General features: G+C 66.3%; 2 protein-coding genes and 1 pseudogene. 2 read left to right on the forward strand and 1 reads right to left on the reverse strand.

Annotated features, from left to right (window positions below; all coding sequences use genetic code 11):
- A pseudogene (locus tag A5698_RS06655) lies at positions 1–917 on the reverse strand (bifunctional transcriptional activator/DNA repair enzyme AdaA); the annotation flags it as partial.
- Here A5698_RS06655 and A5698_RS06660 point away from each other — a divergent pair.
- Entirely contained in the window at positions 917–1,438 is a 522-nt protein-coding gene (locus A5698_RS06660) for a DNA-3-methyladenine glycosylase family protein (RefSeq protein WP_502688882.1), read from the forward strand. The pseudogene A5698_RS06655 and the gene A5698_RS06660 overlap by 1 nt on opposite strands.
- Complete coding sequence (locus A5698_RS06665; protein WP_068294710.1) at positions 1,438–1,941, forward strand: methylated-DNA--[protein]-cysteine S-methyltransferase; 504 nt, start codon at positions 1,438–1,440, stop codon at positions 1,939–1,941. Before A5698_RS06660 ends, A5698_RS06665 begins: the two co-directional genes overlap by 1 nt.
- Positions 1,942–2,074: the final 133 nt, after the last annotated feature.

Consider the following 2,074-nt stretch of genomic DNA (forward strand, 5'->3'; position numbering starts at 1 on the left):
CGGCCGGCATGCGTACGTGCCGCCTTGACCGACACCTGCTGTCCGAGCACCGCCCGCACCGCCAGTTCCTGTTCGTCGACGGTCCGCGGTATCCGTTGGCCCGGGGCCTTGGCGACCAAGGCGCTCAAGTCGGCATCGGCGCCGAGCGCATCGACCACTGCTTCAGGATCCGCATCGAGGTCCAGCAACCGTCGGCAGCGGGCGATCGCCGTCGCCAGATCACGGAAGTCGTCGAGGACCACCCGGCATTGCACGTGGTCCGGTTGCGGTGTGAGCGCGACGATTCCGCAGCCGTTGGGTAGCCGCAGCGTGCGTCGGTAGGTGCCGTCTCGCACTTCCTCGACACCGGGCATCGCACTGGCCGCCAGATGGCCGAACAACCCCTCGTATGCGAACGGTGTACGAACCGGCAGCCGCAGGGAGATGGCTCCGGCACCGCCGTCGCCCCCGCCGAACCGTGCCCACGCCCGCTCGCGCAGGACGGTGGGCGCCACGTCGTACACCGTGCGGACGGTGTCGTTGAACTGGCGGATGCTCGCGAACCCCGACGCAAACGCGACGTCGCTGAAGGGTAACTCCGTGGTCTCGATGAGCACCCGCGCCGTCTGCGACCGCTGCGCCCGCGCCAACGCAAGCGGATTGGCACCCACCTCGGCCTGCAGGAGCCGCTCGAGCTGGCGCGTCGTATATCCGAGTTTGGCGGCCAGCCCGGCGACACCCTCGCGATCGACGACACCGTCGGCGATCAGCCGCATCGCCCGCGCCACGACATCGCCCCGAACGTTCCACTCCGGCGAACCGGGGGAGGCGTCCGGCCGGCAGCGCTTGCAGGCGCGGAAACCGGCCTTCTGGGCGGCGGCCGCGGTCGGGTAGAACCGCATGTTGCGCGCGTACGGCGGACGAACAGGAACTGGCGGTGCGGGCGGTGCTCGGACAGCAGGTGTCGGTCAAGGCGGCACGTACGCATGCCGGCCGACTGGCTACGGCTTACGGTGAACCGATCACCGACGTGAATGGTGGTCTGACACATGTGTTTCCCGCCGTTGAACATCTCGCCGAGATCGATCCGGCACATTTGGCGTTTCCGAGATCACGACAGCGTTCACTGACGGCGCTGATCCGCGCTCTGGCCGCGGGTGATGTGGTGTTGGACGCGGGTTGCGATTGGGACAGCGCGCGTGAGCGGCTCCAGGCTCTGCCGGGGATCGGCCCGTGGACAGCGGAGATCATCGCGATGCGCGGCCTGGGCGACCCCGACGCCTTCCCGGTGACCGATCTCGGTGTGCGGCTCGCAGCCGAACAGCTGGGTCTGCCCGGCGATACGCGTGCGCTCGCCGACCACAGCGTCCGCTGGCGACCGTGGCGTTCGTACGTCACGCAGCACCTGTGGACGGCGCTCGATCATGCGGTCAATGTCTGGCCGCCGAAGGAGAAGTGATGACAGCCTTACGATTTCGCACGATGCAGAGCCCGGTCGGTCAGTTGACGTTGGCAGGTCGCAATGACCGGCTGATGCATCTTAGGATGGTCGATCAGACCTACGAGCCGAGCCGCGAAGGCTGGGTTGCCGACGATGGGGCGTTTCCTGACGCGGTCGAACAATTGCAGGCCTATTTCGCCGGCGAACTGACCGATTTCGATCTCCGACTCGACATGGTGGGCACGGCGTTTCAAAAGAAGGTATGGGCTGCGCTACTGACGATTCCGTATGGAGAGACACGCTCGTACGGTGAGATCGCCCGCCAGATCGGGGCACCCGGCGCGTTTCGGGCGGTCGGTTTGGCCAACGGGCACAACCCGATTGGGATCATCGTTCCGTGCCATCGCGTTATCGGCGCCAACGGGAGCCTGACGGGGTACGGCGGTGGTCTCGATAGGAAGCGAGCGCTTCTCGAGATGGAGAAGAGCAGGGTGTCGCCGGCGTTGACGCTCTTCGACTGAACCGACTGGACACACAAATGCCTGTGGCCCCCAATCGAATTGGGGGCCACAGGGCTTAATTTGTGTTCGGCGGTGTCCTACTTTTCCGCCCGTGTGGGGCAGTATCATTGGCGCTGGCAGGCTTAGCTTCCGG

The sequence above is a fragment of the Mycobacterium sp. E136 genome (genome assembly GCF_001666865.1).
Classification (GTDB): domain Bacteria; phylum Actinomycetota; class Actinomycetes; order Mycobacteriales; family Mycobacteriaceae; genus Mycobacterium.